The sequence below is a fragment of the Spirillospora sp. NPDC029432 genome, from assembly GCF_040703975.1.
GTDB lineage: Bacteria > Actinomycetota > Actinomycetes > Streptosporangiales > Streptosporangiaceae > Spirillospora.
The window spans coordinates 40,870-60,185 of the sequence record NZ_JBEZWH010000048.1 but is presented as its reverse complement, the minus strand read 5'-3'; the positions used below and the strand labels follow the sequence as shown (position 1 = coordinate 60,185).

General features: G+C 73.2%; 22 protein-coding genes. 12 read left to right on the top strand and 10 right to left on the bottom strand.

Translation table 11 applies throughout. The features are described from left to right. Positions 1-113: 113 nt before the first annotated feature. From AB0881_RS29670 to clpS, 4 genes are all read right to left on the bottom strand, one after another. A complete protein-coding gene (locus tag AB0881_RS29670; RefSeq protein ID WP_366622103.1) occupies positions 114-941 on the bottom strand; it encodes an MEDS domain-containing protein in 828 nt (275 codons plus the stop codon). Positions 942-1,072: 131 nt separating this feature from the next. Next, positions 1,073-2,002, bottom strand: coding sequence for an MEDS domain-containing protein (locus tag AB0881_RS29665; RefSeq protein ID WP_366622101.1), 930 nt, complete (start codon positions 2,000-2,002; stop codon positions 1,073-1,075). Positions 2,003-2,130: 128 nt separating this feature from the next. Beyond that, positions 2,131-2,682 carry a DUF2017 domain-containing protein gene (locus AB0881_RS29660; protein WP_366622099.1) on the bottom strand — a complete coding sequence of 184 codons (552 nt, stop codon included), beginning with the start codon at positions 2,680-2,682 and terminating at the stop codon, positions 2,131-2,133. A gap of 3 nt (positions 2,683-2,685) precedes the next feature. Continuing rightward, positions 2,686-2,982 carry an ATP-dependent Clp protease adapter ClpS gene (gene clpS, locus AB0881_RS29655; protein ID WP_366622097.1) on the bottom strand — a complete coding sequence of 99 codons (297 nt, stop codon included), beginning with the start codon at positions 2,980-2,982 and terminating at the stop codon, positions 2,686-2,688. 132 nt (positions 2,983-3,114) lie between these two features. Between clpS and AB0881_RS29650 the strand changes: the two genes are divergently transcribed. Genes AB0881_RS29650 through AB0881_RS29640 form a run of 3 tightly spaced genes read left to right on the top strand, consistent with a single transcriptional unit; the run spans position 3,115 to position 6,132 of the window. Next, entirely contained in the window at positions 3,115-4,446 is a 1,332-nt protein-coding gene (locus AB0881_RS29650) for a nicotinate phosphoribosyltransferase (RefSeq protein ID WP_366622095.1), read from the top strand. A gap of 50 nt (positions 4,447-4,496) precedes the next feature. Continuing rightward, entirely contained in the window at positions 4,497-5,075 is a 579-nt protein-coding gene (locus AB0881_RS29645) for an isochorismatase family protein (protein ID WP_366622093.1), read from the top strand. Between the two features lies 1 nt (position 5,076). Further along, positions 5,077-6,132 carry a gluconokinase, GntK/IdnK-type gene (locus tag AB0881_RS29640; protein WP_366622091.1) on the top strand — a complete coding sequence of 352 codons (1,056 nt, stop codon included), beginning with the start codon at positions 5,077-5,079 and terminating at the stop codon, positions 6,130-6,132. A gap of 5 nt (positions 6,133-6,137) precedes the next feature. On the opposite strand, the gene AB0881_RS29635 is transcribed toward AB0881_RS29640, so the two are convergent. The 4 genes from AB0881_RS29635 to galU all read right to left on the bottom strand — a co-directional run bounded on the left by AB0881_RS29635 (position 6,138) and on the right by galU (position 9,348). Then, entirely contained in the window at positions 6,138-6,611 is a 474-nt protein-coding gene (locus tag AB0881_RS29635) for a MogA/MoaB family molybdenum cofactor biosynthesis protein (protein ID WP_366622106.1), read from the bottom strand. A 13-nt stretch (positions 6,612-6,624) separates the two neighbouring features. Then, positions 6,625-7,107, bottom strand: a complete 483-nt coding sequence (gene moaC / locus AB0881_RS29630; protein ID WP_366622089.1) for a cyclic pyranopterin monophosphate synthase MoaC — start codon at positions 7,105-7,107, stop codon at positions 6,625-6,627. Beyond that, on the bottom strand, positions 7,104-8,327 hold the full coding sequence (gene glp / locus AB0881_RS29625; protein WP_366622087.1) for a gephyrin-like molybdotransferase Glp: 1,224 nt from the start codon (positions 8,325-8,327) through the stop codon (positions 7,104-7,106). The genes moaC and glp overlap by 4 nt, the downstream gene beginning before the upstream one ends. A 115-nt stretch (positions 8,328-8,442) precedes the next feature. Further along, the gene (galU, locus tag AB0881_RS29620) at positions 8,443-9,348 is read right to left on the bottom strand and encodes a UTP--glucose-1-phosphate uridylyltransferase GalU (RefSeq protein ID WP_366622085.1); all 906 of its coding nucleotides are present in this window, start codon (positions 9,346-9,348) and stop codon (positions 8,443-8,445) included. Positions 9,349-9,381: 33 nt separating this feature from the next. On the opposite strand from galU, the gene AB0881_RS29615 reads away from it, so the two are divergent. The 6 genes from AB0881_RS29615 (at position 9,382) to AB0881_RS29590 (ending at position 13,739) form a co-directional block, all read left to right on the top strand. Continuing rightward, positions 9,382-9,963 (top strand): 5-formyltetrahydrofolate cyclo-ligase, encoded by a 582-nt coding sequence (locus AB0881_RS29615; protein ID WP_366622083.1) that lies wholly within the window; start codon positions 9,382-9,384, stop codon positions 9,961-9,963. A gap of 56 nt (positions 9,964-10,019) precedes the next feature. Then, positions 10,020-10,160: a hypothetical protein gene (locus AB0881_RS29610; protein WP_366622081.1), complete on the top strand. Its 141-nt coding sequence runs from the start codon at positions 10,020-10,022 to the stop codon at positions 10,158-10,160. Further along, positions 10,157-10,606: a hypothetical protein gene (locus AB0881_RS29605; RefSeq protein ID WP_366622080.1), complete on the top strand. Its 450-nt coding sequence runs from the start codon at positions 10,157-10,159 to the stop codon at positions 10,604-10,606. Before AB0881_RS29610 ends, AB0881_RS29605 begins: the two co-directional genes overlap by 4 nt. A gap of 34 nt (positions 10,607-10,640) precedes the next feature. Further along, positions 10,641-11,627 (top strand): NAD(P)-dependent oxidoreductase, encoded by a 987-nt coding sequence (locus AB0881_RS29600; RefSeq protein ID WP_366622078.1) that lies wholly within the window; start codon positions 10,641-10,643, stop codon positions 11,625-11,627. Between the two features lie 106 nt (positions 11,628-11,733). Beyond that, positions 11,734-13,218 carry a potassium/proton antiporter gene (locus tag AB0881_RS29595; protein ID WP_366622077.1) on the top strand — a complete coding sequence of 495 codons (1,485 nt, stop codon included), beginning with the start codon at positions 11,734-11,736 and terminating at the stop codon, positions 13,216-13,218. A gap of 167 nt (positions 13,219-13,385) precedes the next feature. Continuing rightward, positions 13,386-13,739 carry an FmdB family zinc ribbon protein gene (locus AB0881_RS29590; protein WP_366622075.1) on the top strand — a complete coding sequence of 118 codons (354 nt, stop codon included), beginning with the start codon at positions 13,386-13,388 and terminating at the stop codon, positions 13,737-13,739. A gap of 29 nt (positions 13,740-13,768) precedes the next feature. Here AB0881_RS29590 and AB0881_RS29585 read toward each other — a convergent pair whose 3' ends face one another. Next, positions 13,769-14,344 carry a nitrate reductase molybdenum cofactor assembly chaperone gene (locus AB0881_RS29585; RefSeq protein WP_366622073.1) on the bottom strand — a complete coding sequence of 192 codons (576 nt, stop codon included), beginning with the start codon at positions 14,342-14,344 and terminating at the stop codon, positions 13,769-13,771. A gap of 291 nt (positions 14,345-14,635) precedes the next feature. On the opposite strand from AB0881_RS29585, the gene AB0881_RS29580 reads away from it, so the two are divergent. The 3 genes from AB0881_RS29580 (at position 14,636) to mscL (ending at position 18,246) form a co-directional block, all read left to right on the top strand. Then, on the top strand, positions 14,636-16,786 hold the full coding sequence (locus tag AB0881_RS29580; RefSeq protein WP_366622072.1) for an MMPL family transporter: 2,151 nt from the start codon (positions 14,636-14,638) through the stop codon (positions 16,784-16,786). Positions 16,787-16,890: 104 nt separating this feature from the next. Continuing rightward, positions 16,891-17,715 (top strand): S-methyl-5'-thioadenosine phosphorylase, encoded by an 825-nt coding sequence (locus tag AB0881_RS29575; RefSeq protein WP_366622071.1) that lies wholly within the window; start codon positions 16,891-16,893, stop codon positions 17,713-17,715. Between the two features lie 126 nt (positions 17,716-17,841). Then, on the top strand, positions 17,842-18,246 hold the full coding sequence (gene mscL / locus AB0881_RS29570) for a large conductance mechanosensitive channel protein MscL (protein WP_366622069.1): 405 nt from the start codon (positions 17,842-17,844) through the stop codon (positions 18,244-18,246). Positions 18,247-18,256: 10 nt separating this feature from the next. On the opposite strand, the gene AB0881_RS29565 is transcribed toward mscL, so the two are convergent. Continuing rightward, positions 18,257-19,291 carry a D-alanyl-D-alanine carboxypeptidase family protein gene (locus AB0881_RS29565; protein ID WP_366622067.1) on the bottom strand — a complete coding sequence of 345 codons (1,035 nt, stop codon included), beginning with the start codon at positions 19,289-19,291 and terminating at the stop codon, positions 18,257-18,259. Positions 19,292-19,316 lie beyond the last annotated feature (25 nt).

The window sequence follows — 19,316 nt, the reverse complement described above, 5'->3', positions numbered from 1 at the left end:
CAAGGAGCGGCTGCGAGAGGCGACAGGGGACTGGCGCGTACGGATCCTCGCCGAGGGCTCCGCCCCCTCGATCCCCCTCGTGGGGCTTCGCCCCTCCGGCCGGCCTCGCCGGGTCATCGGGTCGCCTCCAGGTACACGCCCGGGGGCGGGGAGTCCCAGCCGGCCAGGTGCATGATCAGGCGGAGGCAGTCGGGGACGTTCCGGAGGATGATCTGGCGTTCCAGGCCGTTGCGGGCGGTCCCGGCGCCGACCAGGGCGCGCAGCCCGGCCACGTCGCAGAACTCCAGGTCGGCCAGGTCGAGGCAGAAGTGGCCGCCGTGGCCGGCCATCTCCGCCAGCGCCAGCTCCACGGCGGGCAGCGTCGACTCGTCGATCGCGCCGGACAGCCTCAGGCCCGGCGGCGCGTGGATGGGCGTGATCCGCAGGACGCCGTCGTCGTAGAGGTCGTCCACGCGGACGCGGGCGGCGTGCCGGGCGTCCAGGTGGCGCAGCTGCTCGGGGCCGAACCAGCGGGCGTCGTACTGGCAGAGCAGCATCGCCCGCACGCCCGGCCGCTCGAACACCCGCCGGCAGCCCTCCTCGTACGCCGCGAACGGCGCCGTGCCGGGCCAGCCGCCGCGCGAGTAGGAGGTCTCGCAGGTGTAGCGGACGCCCTCGTAGCCGAGGGCGAGCGCCCGCTCGATCTCCGCGTCCGCCGCGTCGAGGAACCCGTCGACCGGGACGGTCACCACGTGCCCGAGCGACGCGGCCGTCTCCAGGGCGGGCGGGTACCGGCCGGGCTCGCCGCCGGCATCGGCCACATGGACGAACCGGTGGCCCGCCAGCATGCCGCCGCGCACGTACGCCGCCAGCACGGCGTCGCGTTCCTCGTCGCCGCCGTAGGCCAGGCACAGGTGGTCGCCGAAGGTCATCGAACCGGCGGCGACCTGACCGGAGGACATCGCGCGCCTCCCAACAGAATCCAGGGTTCCCTGACGGAGCACGCCCTTCCGCTGTCAGCGTCCTGTCACGGTACCAACCGGCCGCCCGGCCGTCGCCCGATCCTCCGAATCGTTTCAATTCCCGGCCGGGCTCAGCCGGGGGCGCCCTCCACCGAGACCCCGGGCATGGCGAGCAGGCCGGTGTCGCGGAGCAGCACGGCCGCCTTCTCCGGCAGGCCGCGCAGCAGCACGTGCCGCTCCCGCCCGCCGCCGTCCCGCCCGCCGCCGTCCCGGCCGCCGCCGTCGCGGGCGGCGTCGATCAGGGCGCGCAGGCCGTCCGCGTCGCAGCCCTCGACACCGGACAGGTCGAGGCAGACGAGCCCGGCGCGGGCGGGCAGCGCGGCCAGCGCGGCGGTCAGGGCCGGCCGCGCCGCCGCGTGGACGGCTCCGGACAGCGCCACCCCGGGCGGGCCGAAGACCGGCGCGATCCGCAGCGTCCCGTCGTCGTGCAGGTCGTCGGCGCGGACCCGGTCCACGTGGTGGGACTCCAGCTCCGCCAGCCGCTCGCGGTCGAACCAGCGCCGGTCGTACTGGCAGATCGCCATCGCGTTCACCCGGGAGGTGCGGAACACCTCGTCGATCTTGCGCTCGAACTCGGCGAACCGCTCGGTGCCGGGCCAGCCGCGCAGCGAGAACGTCTCCTCGCCCGTCACCCGGACGCCCTTGAAGCCCTGCGTCAGGGCCAGCTCGATCTCCGTCCCGAACAGCGCGATGATCTCGTCGGGGTCGAACCGGCCGGTGGCCATGTAGGCCTCCTCGGCGGTCCGCACCACCAGCCTGCCGTCCGCCAGCGCGCCGGCGAGGTCGAGCCCGGCCGCCTCCGGGACGGCCTCCAGCCAGCCGACCACGGCCTCCGGCGGGTCCTCGTCCGACAGATAGATGATCTTGTGGTCGGCCGCCAGGCCGTCCCGGATGTAGGCGAGCAGGATCGCCTGCCGCTCGTCGGCGTTGTCGTAGGAGAGGCAGAGGTGGTCGCCGAACTCCATCAGGCCGACCGCCTTGCCGTGCACGGGCGTCGTCATGCGGGGTCTCCAGGGGGGAGGGGAGACAGGGCGCCGCCAACATAACAACACGCAACGCGATCATCGCGGAACTTTGCGTAATGATCTGGGCGGCCGGTGGCCGGACGCGGCCACCCGCGCACGCGGCGTCACCACAGGGTGCGGACGAGGCTCTCCTGCAGCATGGTCAGCCAGTCGTACGCCGCGAACATGGCCGTCCGGGGATCGCGCGGATCCAGCCGCGCGGCCTCCTCGTACCACTCCTCGGAGATGTCCAGCCGGGTCCCGAGCGCCAGCCGGACGTCGTTGAGCGCCCGCAGCCAGGCCTGCGCGTCGGCGTCCGAGATGACCGTCTCGACGCCGCCCGCGGCGGTCGGCGGGCCGGCCAGGCCGGCCAGCACCGTGCCGGCCGCCTCGCGCTTGCCGTCGCGCAGCCCCATCTCGGTGTAGCGGCGGAACTCGCCGGCCGCCCCGCCCTCCTCGTCGCCGTACGCGTCGGGGAACAGCCGCGCCAGCACGGGGTCCTCCGGCCTGGTCGCCTCCTCGGTGATCCCGACCGACGCCAGCAGGCCGTCGCCGTCCTTGGCCGGGCCCTCGCCCAGGAGCTCCAGCAGCTGCTCCATCAGGGCGCGCATCAGCGCGGCCTCCTCGGCCTCCAGCTCGACGCGGACGCCCTTCTCCACCTTCTCGACGGTGCTCATGGCTCAGTCGTCCCGTTTCACCGTCGCCCAAAGGCCGTACGAGTGCAGGATCTCCACGTCGCGCTCCATCTCCTCGCGGGTCCCGCTGGCCACGACCGCGCGGCCCTTGTGGTGCACGTCCAGCATCAGCTTCTCCGCCTTGACCTTCGGGTAGCCGAACACGGTCTGGAACACGTACGTGACGTACGACATGAGGTTGATCGGGTCGTTCCACACGATGGCCAGCCACGGCCGATCGGCGCTCCGGTGCTCCTCGATCTCCGGCCGGTCCAGCTCGACCGGCGCGGGTGCGCTGCTCATCTCCCGCTCATCTCCCGCGACCGTCCCTTCCCCGCAGAGTCCGTCCGCCCACCGAACCGATGCTATTCGCCCCCCTGTGTCCCCCGGTCCCGCATGTACATCCTGCACAGGTCGGGCCGTAGGGTTCCACTTGTGGACCCTGTGGACGACACCGAAGTCACTACCGCACTGCTCACCGACCAGTACGAGCTGACCATGCTGCGCGCCGCGCTGAACAGCGGCACGGCGGGCCGCCGGTCGGTGTTCGAGGTGTTCGCTCGGCAGCTGCCGGCCGGGCGGCGGTACGGCGTGGTGGCCGGTACGGGACGCCTCCTGGACGCGATCGAGGCGTTCCGGTTCGACACGGCCGAGCTGGAGTTCCTGACCTCGCGCGGCATCGTGGACGAGCCCACGGCGGAATGGCTGGCGAAGTACCGCTTCTCCGGGGACATCTGGGGATACCCCGAGGGCGAGTGCTATTTCCCGGACTCGCCGCTTCTGGTGGTGGAAGGCACGTTCGCCGAGGCCGTCCTGCTGGAGACGCTGGTCCTGTCGATCCTCAACCACGACTGCGCGATCGCGTCGGCCGCGTCCCGGATGGTGCAGGCCGCGCAGGGCCGGCCGCTGATCGAGATGGGCTCCCGGCGCACCCACGAGACGGCCGCGGTGGCCGCCGCGCGGGCCGCGCACATCACGGGCTTCGCCACCACGTCCAACCTGGAGGCGGGCCGCCGGTACGGGGTGCCGACGGCGGGGACGAGCGCGCACTCGTTCACGCTCCTGCACGACGGCGAGCGCAACGCGTTCCGCGCGCAGCTCGACTCGCTCGGCGCGGGCACGACGCTGCTGGTGGACACCTACGACGTCGAGCGGGCGGTGCGCACCGCGGTGGAGCTGGCCGGACCCGAGCTGGGCGCGGTGCGGATCGACAGCGGCGACCTCGGCGTGATGGCGCGGCAGGTCCGCGCCCAGTTGGACGGCCTCGGCGCCCGCGACACCCGCATCGTGGTGACCGGCGACCTGGACGAGTACGGCATCGCGGCGCTGGCCGCCGCGCCCGTGGACGGCTACGGGGTCGGCACGTCCCTGGTCACCGGGTCCGGGGCGCCCACGGCCTCGCTGGTCTACAAGCTGGTGGCGCGCGCCGACGGGACGGACGACGACGCGCCGATGCGGCCGGTCGCCAAGCGCTCCACCGGCAAGCCCACGCGCGGCGGCCGCAAGTCGGCCGTCCGCCGCGTGGACGGCCACGGCACCGCGTACGCGGAGCTCGTCACGACCGGCGAGCCGACGCCGGGGCCGCGCGACCGCGTCCTGCACGTACCGCTGGTCCGGAACGGCGCGGTCGTCGGCCGCGAGCCCCTGGCCGCCGCCAGGGAGCGGCACGAGCGCGCCGTCCGGGAGCTGCCGCCGACCGCGCTCCAGCTGTCCAAGGGCGCCGCGGCGATCCCCACCGAGTTCGTGGACGGCGGCCCGCGCCCCTGACGGGGTACTGGGGTACCGTCCCAAGTGGGGACTCGGATCAAGGAGCGGTCATGGGCAAGGCTCTGATCATCGTGGACGTGCAGAACGACTTCTGCGAGGGCGGTTCGCTGGGCGTGGCCGGGGGCGCGGGCGTGGCGGCGGCCATTTCCGCCCATGTCACGGCGAACCGGGACGAATACCAGCACATCGTGGCGACCCGCGACTTCCATCTCGACCCGGGCGCGCACTTCTCCGAGTCCCCGGACTTCGTCGACAGCTGGCCGCCGCACTGCCTGATCGGCACCGAGGGCGCCGACTTCCACCCCGACCTGGCCCTCGCGCCGATCGAGGCGGTCTTCAGCAAGGGGCGGACGACCGCCGCGTACAGCGGGTTCGAGGGCGTGTCCGACCAGGACGTGCCGCTGGGCGAGTGGCTGCGCGAGCGCGGGGTGGACACCGTCGACATCGTCGGCATCGCCACCGACCACTGCGTGCGGGCCACGGCCGTGGACGCCGTCCGGGAGGGCCTGTCGGCCACCGTCCTGCTCGGCCTCACCGCCGGGGTCGCCCGCGAGACGGTCGACCGGGCGCTCGACACGCTCAAGGCCGAGGGCGTCGCCCTCGACGGCAAGCCCGTGGTGAACGGCTGACGTGGACGGCTCCTCCCCGCCCGCCGTCATCGTCGTGGTCGGCGTGTCGGGCAGCGGCAAGACCACCATCGGCGAGGGCCTGGCCGCGCGGCTGGGCTGGGACTACGCCGAGGCCGACGACTTCCACCCGGCCGCCAACATCGAGAAGATGAGCGCCGGGATCCCGCTCACCGACGAGGACCGGCTGCCCTGGCTGCGCGCCATCGCCGCGTGGATCGAGGGCCGGGTCAAGGCCGGCGTCCCGGGCGTGGCGTCCTGCTCGGCGCTCAAGCGCACGTACCGCGAGCTGCTGACGGGCGGGGACCCGCGGGTCCGGCCGGTCTTCCTGGACGGCGAGCGGGACGTGATCGCCGAGCGGATGGCCGCCCGCACCGGCCACTTCTTCAAGCCCGAGATGCTCGACGGCCAGCTCCGCGAGTTCGAGCCGGCGGGTCCGGACGAGCGGGCGCTGACCGTCCCGATCACCCGGCCGCCGGCCGAGACCGTGACGATGATCCTGGACGGCCTGGGCGTCGACCCCGCGGCCGCCGCGTTCGACGTGGACGCCTGGCGGGTGCCGGACGCCGAGCGCGCCGCCGAGCCGCTGGACGGCCCCGAACGCCCCATGCTGCAGGGCATGCTCGACTACCACCGGGCGACGCTGCGCCTCAAATGCGCCGGGCTGTCGGCCCGGCAGCTGGCCGAGGTGTCGGTGCCGCCGTCCACCATGACGCTCCTCGGGCTGATCCGGCACCTGACCTTCGTCGAGCGGATCTGGTTCCGCATCCGGTTCGCGGGGCAGCCGGTGAAGAACATCTACGTCACGCCCGACCACTGGGACGCCGACTTCGAGGACCTCTCGCCGGGCCGCGCGCCGGCCGAGCTGGCCCGGCTGGTCGAGGAGTGCCGGCGCGCCGACAACGCCGTGCGCGGCGCGTCCCTGGACGACACGTTCACGTTCAACGGCGCCCGGCGCTCGCTGCGCTGGCTGTACCTGCACATGATCGAGGAGTACGCGCGGCACAACGGCCACGCCGACCTGCTGCGCGAGCGGATCGACGGCGCCACCGGCGCCTGACCCGCTCAGCCGTCCGTACGCGGGTGGTCGCCGCCGCCGATCTGGTCGACCGCGTGCGCCAGGACGCGGCCCAGCACGGCCATGCCGTCGCGCACGCCGCCCTTCGAGCCGGGCAGGTTGACGATCAGCGTGCGGCCCGCGACCCCGGCCAGCCCGCGCGACAGGATCGCCGCCGGCACCTTGTCGCGGCCCTCCAGCCGGATCGCCTCCGCGATGCCCGGCACCTCCCACTCGATCACCCGGCGGGTCATCTCCGGGGTCTGGTCGGTCGGGGTGAGGCCGGTGCCGCCGGACGTGACGACGGCGTCGTACCCCTGCGCCACGGCGTCGCGCAGCACGTCCTCGACCGGCTCGCCGTCCGGGACGACCACCGGCCCGTCCACCTGGCAGCCGAGGTCCTCCAGCAGCTCCACCAGCGCCGGGCCGGAGGTGTCCTCGTACACCCCGGCGGCGGCGCGGTTGGAGACCGTCACGGCCATCGCGCGGATCAGCTCACGCGTCACGGTGCCACGCGCCCGTCTTCCCGCCGGTCTTCTCCAGCACCCGCACGTCGGTGACCACCGCGGCCGGATCGACGGCCTTCACCATGTCGATCAGCGCGAGCGCGGCGACCGACACCGAGGTGAGCGCCTCCATCTCCACGCCCGTGCGGTCGGCGGTCCGCACCTGCGCGGTGATCGCGACCCCGGCGTCCTCGACCTCCAGGACGACCTCGACGCCGTGCAGCGCGATCGGATGGCACAGCGGAACGAGGTCGGGGGTGCGCTTGGCGGCCATGATCCCGGCGATCCGGGCCACCGCGAGCGCGTCGCCCTTGGGCATGTCCCCGGCCCGCAGCAGCTCCACCGTACGGGCCGACAGCCGGACGAAACCGGCGGCCGTGGCCGTGCGCGCGGACACGTTCTTCGCGGACACGTCCACCATCCGCGCGGCGCCCGAGGAGTCCAGATGGGTGAACTCCGAACCCATGCTCATGACGGCAACCTCATCACCTCGACCTGCGAGCCGGCCGGGACGTCCTCGGCGTCCTCCGGAAGGACGATCAGGGAGTCGGCCGACGACAGCGACTGGAGCTGGTGCGACCCCTGGCTCTCGGCCGGGGCCGCCGTGTAGTGGCCGCGCTCGTACGCCAGGCGCGCGCGCAGGAAGTGCCGCAGCCCGGCCGGGGACCTGACGTCCTCGGCGAGCACCGCGGTCACCGTGGGCAGCGGCTCCGGCGGCAGGCCCTGCATGGCGCGCAGCGCGGGCCGCACGAACACCTGGAACGAGACGTACGCGCTGACCGGGTTGCCCGGCAGCGTGAAGATCGGGACGCCCTCCAGCAGCCCGAACCCCTGCGGCTTGCCCGGCCGCATCGCGACCTTCCCGAACGCGACCGTCGCCGCCTCGCCGGGACGCGCCTCGGCGAAGACCTCCTTGACCACGTCGCGGGCGCCCATCGATACGCCGCCCGTGGTGACGATCGCGTCGGCCCGGCCGAGCTGGTCCAGCAGCGTCGCGCGGACCTCCTCGGGCTCGTCCCCGACGGTGGCCTGCCGGTAGCCCTTGGCGCCCGCCTCCTGGACGGCGGCGGTCAGCATGAAGCTGTTGGAGTCCCAGATCTGGCCGGGCGCCAGCTTCGACCCCGGTTCGCGCAGCTCGGCGCCCGTGGACAGCACCACCACGCGCGGGCGGGGCCGGACGCGCACGTGCGAGCGGCCGACCGCGGCGAGCATGCCGAGCTGCGCCGCGCCCAGCCGGGCGCCCTCCGCCACCACGACCTGCCCGGCGACCACGTCCTCGCCGGACCGCCGGATGTAGTGGCCGGGCGGGCACGGGCGGGTGATCCGCACGGTGGCGGTGCCGCCGTCGGTCCACTCCACCGGGATGACCGCGTCGGCCCCGGCCGGCATCGCCGCGCCCGTCATGATGCGGGCGGTCAGGCCGGGCCGCAGCGCCGTCACGCCCGCGTCGCCGGCCGCGATGTCGCCGATGACCGGCAGCGTGACCGGGGAGTCCGCGGACGCCCCCGCCACGTCCGCCGCGACGACCGCGTACCCGTCCATGGCGGAGTTGTCGAACGGCGGCAGCGCCACCGGCGCCTCGACCGGCTCGGCCAGCACCCCGCCCGCGGCCTCCAGCAGCGCCAGCTCCAGCGGCGGCAGCGGCCGGACGGCGCCGAGGATGCCCGCCAGATGCGCGTCGACCGAGATCATGCTGTGCTCCCCGTTCGCCTCCGGGGCGCCTTCCGGCGCCGCCTTCCCTCGTCGCTCTGGTCGCTTCGCTCCCGGCGCTCCTCAGTCCAGGCGGCGCCGCGCCCCTCCGGCTCACTCACTGGTCGTGCTTGGCCACGAACTCCCGGAGCCAGGGCATGAACTCGCCGGCCAGGTCGGGACGCTCGGACGCGAACTGCACGACCGTGCGCAGGTACTCCAGCTTGTTGCCGGTGTCGTAGCGGCGGCCGCGGAACTTCACGCCGTAGACCGTCCCGCCGTCCTCGACCGGCATGTCGGCCAGGGTGCGCAGGGCGTCGGTCAGCTGGATCTCGCCACCGCGCCCGGGCGGGGTCTTCTCCAGCACGTCGAACACCGCGGGGTCGCACACGTACCGGCCGATGATGATCCAGTTGCTCGGCGCCTCGCCGGCCGGCGGCTTCTCCACCAGGTCGGTGATCTGGACGACGTCGTCCTCGCCGGTGTCCTGGATCGCGGCGCAACCGTACGCCGACACCTGGTCCTCGGGGACCTCCATCAGCGCCACGACGCTGCCGCCGCGCCGCCGCCGCACGTCGATCATGCGGGTGAGCAGCGCGTCCCGGGCGTCGATCATGTCGTCGCCGAGGAGCACGGCGAACGGCTCGTTCCCCACGTGCTGGCGGGCGCAGTGCACCGCGTGGCCCAGACCGCGCGGCTCGCCCTGCCGGACGTAGTGCATGATGGCCAGGTCCGCGGACTCGCGGACTGCGTCCAGCCGCGCGTCGTCCCCCTTGGCCTGCAGCGCCTCTTCGAGCTCGTAGGCCCGGTCGAAATGGTCCTCGATGGAACGCTTGCTCCGCCCGGTGATCATGAGCACGTCGTTGAGGCCGGCCGCGACGGCCTCCTCCACGACGTACTGGATCGCCGGCTTGTCGACGATCGGGAGCATTTCCTTGGGAGTCGCCTTGGTGGCGGGCAAGAATCGGGTACCGAGGCCGGCCGCCGGGACGACCGCCTTGAGGACGGGTTCAAAGTCGGTCATGTAGAGACCCTAGCTATGTCGGAGGAGCACAGCGTGCAGGACATCGGCTCGAAGCGCGGGCTCCGGACGGAACTGCTGGCCGGGCGGGCGGCGATGGCGCCCCGCGACCGCTCGGCGGCGGGCCGCGCGATCCGCGACGCGGTGCTCGGGGTGCCCGAGCTGGAGATGGCGGGGACGGTCGCGGCGTACGTGTCGATCGGGCCCGAGCCCGACACCCGCGGCCTGCTGTTCGCGCTGTGGAAGCGCGGCACGTACGTGCTGCTCCCCCGGCTGCTGCCGGACGGCGACCTGGACTGGGCGTCGTACGAGGGGCCCGACTCGCTGGTCCCGGGCCCGCACGGGCTGCTGGAGCCGGCCGAGCCGCCGCGGGGGCCGGCGGCGGTGGCGAGCGCGGACGCGGTCTTGGCGCCGGCGCTGGCGGTCGACCGCGAGGGGGTGCGGCTCGGGCGCGGCGGCGGGTCGTACGACCGGGCGCTGGCCAGAGTCGGTCCGGCGATTCTGACCGTCGGTCTGATATATGACCATGAACTGGTCGACGAGCTGCCCGCCGAGCCGCACGACCAGCGCGTGCGGGCCGCCGTGACCCCTTCGGGCGGCTTCGTACGGCTGTCCTGACGTTCGTCGGCCGCAGTGCGGGCACCGCCGCGCCGACCTCTCCCGCGGAGGTCCCGTTGCGTTCACTCTCCCTGCGGCTGCTCGCCGTGTCGGGCGCCTTGGCCGCGCTCGGCGGTTCCCTGGCCGCGTGCGGCTGTGCCGAGGAGCCGGCCAAGGGGCCCGGCGAGCCGTCCGCGTCCGCCGAGGCGGCGGCGTGACGTACTCCCGTACCACCAAGGCCCTGACCCTGGTCCCGGCCGCGCAGGGACGGCCGGTCCTGGCCGCCGACCCGGACTTCCGCGCCGCCGCCGGCTGCCTGGGGCCGGCCGTCGCCGCGTACATCTCGCGCCGCGAGGGCGATCCGGACCTCGTCGCGACCGGCTACCAGGGCCGTACGGCGGCCGACGCGCGGGAGGTCATGTGCGTCAAGGTCGCCGGGAACGACGCGACCGCGGCGGTCGCGAAGCTGAAGGAGACGGTGGGCTCGGGCAAGTCCCAGAACGGCGGGCGGCCATGGGCCGAGCTCCTCCCCGGCGCCGCGGTCGAGAGCGCGGGGCCGGGCCTCGTACGGCTGACCGCCCGACCCCGGACGGACGGCGGCGCGCGCCAGGGCGTGCTGCTCACGGCGGCCTTCCGCGGGGACCTGCCGGACTGGCGCCCGTAGGCTTCCCCCACACCGGCTGATTCAGGAGGTTTCGATGGCGGCACCGTGGCGGATCCTGACCCTGTCCCCGCTCGGCAAGGACCTGGTGAGCGGGCTGCTGGCGCCCGTCGGCGACGCCGTCGACCTGGACTTCCCGGCCGCCCGCGACCGGGACGCGCTGCTCGCGGCGCTGCCGGACGCCGAGATCGTGATCGGCGACTACACCGGCCTGCTCGCCCTGGACGCGGAGGCGGTCGCGGCGGCGCCGAGGCTGGCGTTCGTGCAGATGCCCAGCGTGGGGACCGACAGCCTGGACGTGGAGGCGCTGACCGCCGCGGGCGTGCCGGTGGCCAACACCGCCGGCGCGAACGCCCGCGCGGTCGCGGAGTGGGCGGTGGGCGCGGCGTTCGCGCTCTGCCGGCAGCTGGCCTGGGGCGACCGCGGCGTCCGGGCGGGCGGGTGGCCGCAGCGGGAGCTGATCGCGCGCGGCACCCGGGAGATCCACGCGCAGCGCGTCGGGATCGTCGGGTACGGCGCGATCGGCGCCGAGGCGGCGCGGCTGTTCGGGGCCCTGGGCTGCGCGGTGTCGTACTGGTCGCGGCGGCGCCGGCCCGAGGCGGCCGCGACGTACCGGGAGCTGGACGACCTGCTCGCCGCGTCCGACATCCTCGTGCTCGCCGTGCCGCTGACCACCGAGACCACCGGGCTGCTGGACGGGCGGCTGGACCTGCTGCCGGAGAACGCGCTGCTGGTGAACGTGGCGCGCGGCGGGGTCGTGTCGGACGCCGCGGTGCTGGCGGCGCTGGAGTCGGGCCGGCTGGCGGGGGCCGCGCTGGACGTGTTCGAGCGGGAGCCGCCGGCGGTGGACCATCCGCTGCGGTCGCGCGAAGACGTGCTGCTGTCGCCGCATGCGGCCGGTGCCACGGGGCAGTCACAGCTCAACATCGTCTCGGCGGTGCGGGACAACGTCATCGCCGCCGTTCAGGGACACGATGTGACAAATGTGGTAAACGGCTTGAGTTCGCAGGTCACACGCCGTTGACAACATCCTGACAGGTATCCGACTCACAGCTTAAGTTATGTGAGTCGCGCATGTATCTGTAGGATCCCTAAACGATCAGCTTCCACGGCCCCGCGAAGGGTGGGATGTGCATCTCGACATCTGGCTACTCCTCGGCGCCAGCCTCGTACTCTGCGCGATCGTCGCCGTGCGGCTCTCGCACCGGGCCGGCCTGCCGACCCTGCTCGCCTACATGGGCATCGGGCTGTTCATCGGCGAGGGCGGCCCGTTCCACATCAACTTCGACAACGCCGAGCTGGCCGAGACGCTGGGGCTGGCGGCCCTCGTCCTGATCCTGGCCGAGGGCGGCGTCACCACCAACTGGCGGCACGTGCGCCCGGCGGTCCCCGCCGCGATCGCGGTGTCCACGATCGGCACCCTGATCAGCATCGTGGTGGTCGCGGCCGCCGCCGGCCTGCTGCTCGGCATGGACTGGCGGCTGGCGTTCCTGCTCGCCGCCGTGCTGGCCCCCACCGACGCCGCCGCGGTGTTCTCCGTCCTGCGCCGGCTCCCCCTGCCGTCCCGGCTGACCGGCCTGCTGGAGGCCGAGTCGGGCTTCAACGACGCCCCCGTCGTGATCGTGGTGATCACGCTCAGCATGCACGCGGGCATGCCGAACCTCGTCGAGCTGGCCGCGCTGATGGTCTACGAGCTGGTCGCCGGCGCGCTGGTCGGCGTCGCGATCGGCTGGCTGGGCGCCGCGGCGCTGCGCCGGATGGCGCTGCCCGCCTCCGGCCTCTACCCGATCGCCGTGCTGTCGCTGGCCGTCGGCTCGTACGGCGCGGCGGCGCTGCTGCACGCCAGCGGCTTCCTCGCGGTGTACGTGAGCGCGCTCGTCCTCGGCAACTCCCGGCTGCCGCACCGGCCCGCGACCCGCGGCTTCGCCGAGGGCATCGGCTGGCTCGCCCAGATCGGCGTGTTCGTCCTGCTCGGGCTGCTGGCCTCCCCCAGCGAGCTGCCCGACCACCTGCTGCCCGCACTGATCATCGGGTTCGTGCTGCTGCTGGTCGCCCGGCCGGTGTCGGTGCTGCTGTCCACGGTCGGCTTCGGGCTGTCGCTCGGCGAGAAGATGTTCGCCTCCTGGGCCGGGCTGCGCGGCGCCGTGCCGATCGTGCTGGCCACCATCCCGATGGTGGCCGAGGTCCCCGGCTCGGACGAGCTGTTCGCGATCGTCTTCAACATCGTCGTGCTGTTCACCGCGCTCCAGGGCCCCACGCTGCCGCTGGCCGCCCGGCTGTGCCGGCTGGAGTCCGACAACGGCGCCCGCGAGCTGAACGTGGAGGCCGCGCCGCTGGAGGAGCTGCACGCCGACCTGCTGGAGGTCCGGGTCCCGCCCGACTCGCGGCTGAACGGCGTGGAGATCTTCGAGCTGCGGCTGCCGCAGGGCGCCTCGATCACCCTGGTCGTCCGGGACGGCGCCAGCTTCGTCCCGGAGAACACCACCTCGCTGCGCGGCGGGGACACCCTGCTGGTCGTCACGACCGAGGAGGCGCGGACCGCGGCCGAGCGGCGGCTGCGGGCGGTCAGCCGGCGCGGCAAGCTGGCCGGCTGGTTCGGCGAGACCGGCGCGTGACCGGCCGATGGGCCCGCGGGAGGGGCGGTGGAAGGACCTGCGAAGGGCTTGGGAACATCCCCGCGACGAAACATGTTCCTAGATCCGGGTACCATCTAGCAGTCGTTCGGTATGAGTGCCAGCCGCGACCATCGGGAACGGCAGGGCGAAGTCAGCGAGGAGGAACCGTGCCGACGTATCAGTACGTTTGCACCGAGTGCGGCGAACCCTTGGAGGTCGTGCAGAAGTTCAGCGATGACACGCTGACCGAGTGCCCGGCGTGCAGCGGGCGGCTCCGCAAGGTCTTCTCGGCCGCCGGCATCATCTTCAAGGGCTCGGGCTTCTACCGCACCGACAGCCGCGGCTCCGGCTCGACGTCGTCCGCGACCTCGTCGTCGTCCGCGTCGGGCTCGTCGGGCTCGTCGTCGTCCGGGGACTCCGGCAAGTCGGACTCGGCGTCGTCGTCTTCGTCGTCGTCGACGTCCTCGGCCTCGTCGTCGAGCACCTCCTCGTCGAGCACGTCCTCCGAGAAGGTCGCCTGACCCGCTGAAACCCCGGCACGGCCGGAGGATCACACGTTGATGATCCTCCGGCCTTCGTCATGCCCCCGCACCCTCGCGGGCCGCCGCGCGCTCGCGGCGCTCGTCGCCGGGGCCGGGGCCGGGGGTACGGGCGGGGCCAGGGTGGCCCGGACGGCCGCCACGGGCACGGCGTACGGCGTCCCGGCGGACTCCAGCGTCTCGTGGAGCAGTTCCAGCGCGGCCCGGTGCTCCCGCAGCGGCCAGTCGTCCGCGCAGAGCGCCGCGTACTCCAGCAGGCTCGGCAGCGAATCCTCCGCCTCGTCCTCGAAATCGCACCCCGCCGCCTCGTAGAGGGCGGCCAGCCGCTCCCGCACCGACCGCCGCCGCGCCTCGTCGTCGTACTTCGTGAGGAGGAGGCGGCCCTCGCGGCATATCTCCAGGTAGTGCACGACCATCCGGATCGGCGGCGTCCGGTCCACATGGTCCAGGAAGGCGTCCAGGCAGCGCCGCGCCGCCCCGTCCGGCAGGTCGGCGACCGCCGCCCGCAGCATCGGGCGCCGGTCGTAGAAGCGCTGGTCGGGGTACATGAGCAGCAGCGAGGCCGCTCGCCACACCACGAAGTCCACCGGTCCCCCGTAACCCCCGCGCGGTCGGTCAGTGATCGCTGGGTTGGACGGAGGGGCGGGCGCCGCCGTTCCCTACTTCTCAGGCACGAGGCGGATCCCCCGGTATGACCCCACGGGCGTAGAGGCGCTCACATCCTCCGCTGGACGCGCGGGGCGATATGCCGCGGTGACGATGAGACCGCACGCCGACGACGGCGCGGCAAAGTCGAGATAGTACTTGACAAGTCTCGATTACCGAGAGACTCTTCCCTCCAACGCGATATGTCTCGAATGATCCTGGGGAGCGGATTCATGAGCGCATCAAGTCCCGCACCGCCCGGTGCGGCACCGCAGACACGAACCTGGGCCCACCGGCTCGCCGCACTGATCTCCGGCCGCCGCACCAAGTGGGCCGTCCTCGCCTTCTGGGTGGTGCTCCTGGCCGCTCTCGGCCCGCTCGCCGGCCGGCTCGGCGACGTCGAGGAGAACGACTCCGCCGCCTGGCTCCCCGGCGGAGCCGAGTCCACGCAGGTCGTCGAGCTGCAGGAGCGGTTCCGCAAGGACGAGACGATGCTCGCGGTCATCGTCTACGAGCGCTCCGGCGGCATCACGGCGGCCGACCAGTCCAAGGCGAGGGCCGATCTCGGACAGTTGGCCCAGTTGCCCGGCGCGCAGCAGCCGCAGGGCCCGTTCCCGTCCAAGGACGGGAAGGCGCTCCAGACGCTCGTGCCGCTGACCGACGTCGACGTCATCAAGGCCGTCGACGACGCCCGCGACCTCGCCAAGCGCGGCCCGCCCGGGCTGTCCGCGCACGTCACCGGCCCCGCCGGCGGCGGCGCCGACATGATCAAGGTCTTCGAGACCATCGACGGCTTCCTGCTGCTCGCCGCCGGCGGCGTCGTGATCGTGCTGCTGCTGTTCATCTACCGCAGCCCGATGCTGTGGTTCGTCCCGGTGCTGAGCGCGCTGGTCGCCCTCGGCCTCGCCCAGTCGATGGTCTACCTGCTGGCCAAGTACGCCGACCTGACCGTGAACGGGCAGAGCTCCGGCATCCTGACCGTCCTCGTCTTCGGCGTGGCCACCGACTACGCCCTCCTCCTGGTGGCCCGCTACCGCGAGGAACTGCACCGCCACCGCGACCGGCACGAGGCGATGGCGTACGCGCTGCACCGCGCCGGCCCCGCCATCATCGCCTCCGCCGCCACCGTCGCGGTCGGGCTGCTGTGCCTGCTGTTCGCCGACATGAACTCCACCGCCGGCATGGGCCCCGTGGCCGCCGCCGGCGTGATCATGGCGCTGGCCTCGATGACCACCCTGCTCCCCGCTCTCCTGGTCATCTTCGGCCGCTGGCTGTTCTGGCCGCTGGTCCCCCGCTACGACGAGAAGTACCTGGCCCCCGAGGCGTACGAGGCCGAGCACGGCGTCTGGAGCCGCATCGCCCGGCTCGTCAGCGCCCACCCGCGCGCGATCTGGGCGGTCACCTCGATCGGCCTGATCGCCATGACGCTCGGGCTCGGCTCGCTGAAGGCGGACGGCCTCTCCGACGCCGGCCAGTTCGTCGACAGGCCCGACTCGATCGCCGGCGCCGAGGCCGTCGGCCGGCACTTCCCGGCCGGCTCCGGATCGCCCGCGGTCGTGATCGCCAAGGCGCCCGCCGCCGGGCAGGTCGCCGCCGCGATCCGCGGCACCGACGGCGTCGCCCAGGTCGGCGAGCCCGTCACCGCCGCCGGATACGTCCAGTACGAGGCCACCCTGCGCGACCCGGCCGACGGCGAGGCCGCGCGGCACACGATCGACCGGCTCCGCACCGCCGTCCACGCCGTACCGGACGCCGAGGCCAAGGTCGGCGGCACCACCGCCACCACGCTCGACATCATGCGGGCCTCCGACCGCGACAACAAGGTGATCATCCCGATCGTGCTGGCGGTCGTGTTCCTCATCCTCGTCGCGCTGCTCCGCGCGCTGGTGGCGCCGCTGCTGATGATGGGCTCGGTCGTGCTGTCGTTCCTGGCCTCGCTGGGCGCCTGCGCGCTGATCTTCCAGCACGTGTTCGGCTTCGAGGGCACCGACGCCGGGTTCCCGCTGCTGGCGTTCATCTTCCTGGTGGCGCTGGGCGTGGACTACAACATCTTCCTGATGCACCGCGTCCGCGAGGAGTCCCAGTCCCTCGGCACCCGGCGCGGCGTGATCCGCGGCCTCACCGTCACCGGCGGCGTGATCACCTCGGCCGGCGTGGTGCTGGCGGCCACCTTCGCCGCCCTGGCCACGCTGCCGCTGGTGAGCCTGGCCGAGATGGGGTTCGTGGTCGCCTTCGGCGTCCTGCTCGACACCGTCATCGTCCGGTCGCTGCTGCTCCCGGCCCTGTCGTTCGACATCGGCCGGCGGATCTGGTCGCCGAGCCGGCTGGCCAAGGAGGAGGAGCCGCCGGCGGAGAAGGCACCGCCGAAGGTCCTGGTGGGCTGACGGCGGAACGCGGGGCCCGGGCGCCGTCGCCCGGGCCCCGCCCGTTATCCACAATTCGCCGGGGGGCTCCCGGCGGGTTCGGGGACGTCGTTAGGGTCGGCGCCATGTCCCAGCCTTCCGCGTCCGCCCCCGCCGCCGATCTCGCAGTGATCGGCGGCTCGGGCTTCTACTCCTTCCTCGACCGGGTCGAGGAGGTCGAGATCGACACCCCGTTCGGGCCGCCCAGCGACCGGATCGCGATCGGCGAGCTGCACGGGCGCCGCGTCGCGTTCGTCCCCCGGCACGGCCGCGACCACCGCTACCCGCCGCACAGGATCCCGTACCGCGCCAACCTGTGGGCGCTGCGCTCCCTCGGCGTCCGCCAGGTCCTCGCCCCCAGCGCCGTCGGCTCGCTGACCCCCGACCACGGGCCCGGCACGCTCGCCGTCCCCGACCAGCTCGTCGACCGCACCTCCGGCCGGGCGCAGACCTACTACGACGAGGGCGCGGCGGTCCACCTCTCGTTCGCCGACCCGTACTGCCCCACCGGCCGCCGCGCCGCCGTCGCCACCGCCCGCGAGGCCGGCTGGACCCCGGTCGACGGCGGCACCCTCGTCGTCATCGAGGGCCCCCGCTTCTCCACCCGCGCCGAGTCCCGCTGGTACGCCGCGCAGGGCTGGACGCTCGTCGGCATGACCGGCCACCCCGAGGCCGTCCTGGCCCGCGAGCTCGCCCTCTGCTACACCCCGCTCTGCCTGGTCACCGACCTGGACGCGGGCATCGAGGAGGGCGAGGGCGTCACGATGGAGGAGGTCCTGCGCGTCTTCGCCGCCAACATCGAGCGCCTCCGCGCCCTGGTCGGCGACGTGATCAAGACCCTGCCCGCCGACCGCGGCTGCCCCTGCCCCCGTTCCCTGGACGGCATGGACCTCCCCATCGCCCTCCCCTGACCGGCGGGCGGGCGCGCGCCCCGCACCGGCCGCGCGCCCGCCCCGTCCCACCTGGTACTCGGCATGACGGAAGGTTGGTAATGTCTTTGCGCGACACATCCGTCACCACGAGTCACAGAAGGATCCATGAGCGGCTTCAAGAAGTTCCTTTTCCGCGGCAACCTGGTGGAGCTGGCGGTCGCGGTCGTCGTCGGCGCCGCCTTCAGCGGGCTGGTCACCGCGTTCGTGAAGTCCTTCATCGGTCCGCTGATCGCGCTGATCGGCGGTGAGCCCAACTTCGACGGCCTGGCGTTCACGCTGAACGGGACGACGTTCCCCTACGGCCTCTTCCTCACCGCGCTCATCTCGTTCCTGATCGTCGCGGCCGTCGTCTACTTCCTGGTCGTGCTGCCGATGAGCAAGATCCTGGAGCGCCTGGTCAAGGCCGAGGAGGCCACCGAGAAGGCCTGCCCGCACTGCCTGAGCGACATCCCGGTCAAGGCGACGCGGTGCAAGTTCTGCACCTCGGAGCTGACCGTCCACGCGTCCTGAACGGCCCGGCTCAGCTCTCGCTCTCGCTGCCGAACTCCCAGTGCCACGGCTCGTACGGGTTGCTGTAGGCCCACGCCGGGTGGAACCAGCCGTACTTCTTCGAGTTGGCCTCCAGCCAGTTGAACTGGGCCGTACTGGCGTTCTCGACGCCGCCGCACAGGTCCAGCGCCTGGCCCTTGCCGTGGTTGCTCGTGCCGGGCACCGCGGCGAACCCGGGCCGCTGCGCGTACACCCGCTGCTGGTCGGGCAGGCTGCGGTAGGAGTCCGTGACGCACATGTCGCGGCCGAACCGGCGCTTGTACGCGGCGTTCAGCTTGTAGAACGCGATCGCCGCGTCGGCGCGCAGCTGCTCGCCCTTCTGCGGGAGCGGGCACAGGTACCGGTCGGGGATCAGGCCGTTGGGGAAGTTCTTGGCGTTGGCCGCGCCGGACCGGTCGCACTTGGCCAGCAGCCGCCGCTCCCGGTCGGCCTCCAGCTTCTTCAGCTTGCCCGACAGCTGCGCGGTGAGCTCCGCCGACCGCTTCTTCAGCGCGTCGATCTCCTGCTGCAGCTTCGTCTGCTCCACCGCGTTCCGCGACTGGAGGTCCTGCGCCGTCGACGCCAGCCGCTGCCGCCGGCGCTGCAGCTCGTCGGCCTGCTTCACCAGCGTCTGCTGCCCGTTGGCGATGTGCGTGATGTCGGCCGTCGCCCGCAGCGCCTCGCCGGCGTCCCCGCCACCGAAGATCGACATCGACCCGGCCGCGCCGGGCTGCTGGTAGGACATGTTCGCCAGCCTGGCCAGCGGCTCCCGGATCCGGTGGAGATCCGCCTCCGCCTTGGCCAGGTCCTTGAGCGTGTCCCGCAGCCTGTCCTGGGAGCTCGCAAGATCCTTCTTGCGCTTCTCCATCTTCTCGGTGGCCTTCTTCAGCTCACTCCGCGCCTTGGACGCGGCGGCGCGCAGCTCCTTCACCGGATCCTCGCGCGCGGCGGCCCCACCCGGGAGTGCGAGGACCACGGCCATCACCAGGAAGACCGCGGTCAGCACCGCCGACCGAGGGATTGGCACAGTGGTTCCTCCTGATGCCCAAAAG

Coding starts and splice junctions, on each gene's coding strand:
- AB0881_RS29670 (WP_366622103.1), bottom strand. CDS start 941: ATGTCCTCCGGTCAGGTCGCCGCCGGTTCGATGACCTTCGGCGACCAC.
- AB0881_RS29665 (WP_366622101.1), bottom strand. CDS start 2,002: ATGACGACGCCCGTGCACGGCAAGGCGGTCGGCCTGATGGAGTTCGGC.
- AB0881_RS29660 (WP_366622099.1), bottom strand. CDS start 2,682: ATGAGCACCGTCGAGAAGGTGGAGAAGGGCGTCCGCGTCGAGCTGGAG.
- clpS (WP_366622097.1), bottom strand. CDS start 2,982: ATGAGCAGCGCACCCGCGCCGGTCGAGCTGGACCGGCCGGAGATCGAG.
- AB0881_RS29645 (WP_366622093.1), top strand. CDS start 4,497: ATGGGCAAGGCTCTGATCATCGTGGACGTGCAGAACGACTTCTGCGAG.
- AB0881_RS29635 (WP_366622106.1), bottom strand. CDS start 6,611: ATGGCCGTGACGGTCTCCAACCGCGCCGCCGCCGGGGTGTACGAGGAC.
- moaC (WP_366622089.1), bottom strand. CDS start 7,107: ATGAGCATGGGTTCGGAGTTCACCCATCTGGACTCCTCGGGCGCCGCG.
- glp (WP_366622087.1), bottom strand. CDS start 8,327: ATGATCTCGGTCGACGCGCATCTGGCGGGCATCCTCGGCGCCGTCCGG.
- galU (WP_366622085.1), bottom strand. CDS start 9,348: ATGACCGACTTTGAACCCGTCCTCAAGGCGGTCGTCCCGGCGGCCGGC.
- AB0881_RS29600 (WP_366622078.1), top strand. CDS start 10,641: ATGGCGGCACCGTGGCGGATCCTGACCCTGTCCCCGCTCGGCAAGGAC.
- AB0881_RS29580 (WP_366622072.1), top strand. CDS start 14,636: ATGAGCGCATCAAGTCCCGCACCGCCCGGTGCGGCACCGCAGACACGA.
- AB0881_RS29575 (WP_366622071.1), top strand. CDS start 16,891: ATGTCCCAGCCTTCCGCGTCCGCCCCCGCCGCCGATCTCGCAGTGATC.
- mscL (WP_366622069.1), top strand. CDS start 17,842: ATGAGCGGCTTCAAGAAGTTCCTTTTCCGCGGCAACCTGGTGGAGCTG.